The following is a 1,145-nucleotide window of genomic DNA, read 5'->3' on the forward strand; positions in this document are numbered from 1 at the left end:
ATAATATTGTGAGTGATAGATATCTTATTAGTACTAATGGAGAAACTCATGGTCTTCCAAACAAAGAGACTATAGTAAAGGTAGCTAAATCAAGAGATAAAGAAACAATTTTTTATTTTAATTATTCTAATGTGTTTACAAAGTTATTAACGAATAAAGAAATTAAAGAATTAAAAGTTAAATGTAAAGATGTTAAAAATAATGAAATATTGAAGGTGGATTTATGGAATTGTTCCGAAGACTTGGAGTAAGAATTAAAGGTTTTGAAGAAACAAGAGGAAGTGGGTGTCTTTTTCAAACTAAGGAGAAAACATATGTAATTACAGCGTATCATTGTTTAACTAGCAATCCTTCAAAGAGGGATTTGAATTCGGAAATGTCAAAAATTTCAATTGTAGATTTTGAAGGAGAGGAGCTACAAATAAAAAAAATATATTCTCCACAAGATGTTAATTTAGATTTTGCAGTTATCGAAATAGAAACTAATAAAGATTATGCACAAGTATTAATTGAAGTCCCAAAAATTAATATGGATTATAAATTTTTTGGTTTTCCAAATTATTTATTAAATGAATTACATCCAGGTGATTCATTAGATGGTTATGTTTCCGAAGTTTTAGATGATTATAATTTAATTCTTCAACATCCTCCTTTAGGTGATATTGATAAGGATGCAAAGGATAGTACTATAGGGTATTCAGGTTCAGGGATGTATGTAAGGAAAGGTGAAGATTACTTTTTAATTGGTATTATAAGGGCGTTAAGAGGTCAAGGAGAACACGGTAAATTAATGGGGATGAATATTCTATCTATTAATAACTTTTTAAAAAGAGAGGGTCTGCCGACGTTAATACCTGCACAATTAATGGCATTTGACTTATATTTAGAAAATATAGTTTCTGAAGAACATGAAATGAATGCAAGTATATTAAAAAAGGTGTATAAAGAAAATTTAAATGGCATTAGTCCTTACTTTTTGAATGAATTATTAAATGAAAAGATAGTGATACCATACGATAAGGAATTTAACCCTTTAGAAGAAGAAGTATGGAAAGGTTGGGTTAGACTATTGCTATACATATCCCTTTATAAAAAAGTGAAAATAAATCATGAAAATATTAAAGAATATATTTATTTGGATATAG

At 27.6% G+C, this 1,145-nt stretch carries 2 protein-coding genes; both read left to right on the forward strand.

Annotation, left to right across the window (positions count from 1 at the left end; genetic code table 11):
• The coding region (locus V7014_RS27125) for a hypothetical protein (protein WP_335512235.1) at window positions 1–251 on the forward strand (251 nt) is incomplete at its 5' end.
• On the forward strand, window positions 224–1,145 hold a 922-nt coding region (locus tag V7014_RS27130; protein WP_335512236.1), incomplete at its 3' end, for an ABC-three component system protein. The genes V7014_RS27125 and V7014_RS27130, both read left to right, overlap by 28 nt.

The organism is Bacillus sp. JJ722, assembly GCF_036963345.1.
In the GTDB taxonomy this organism is placed as follows: domain Bacteria; phylum Bacillota; class Bacilli; order Bacillales; family DSM-1321; genus Bacillus_AD.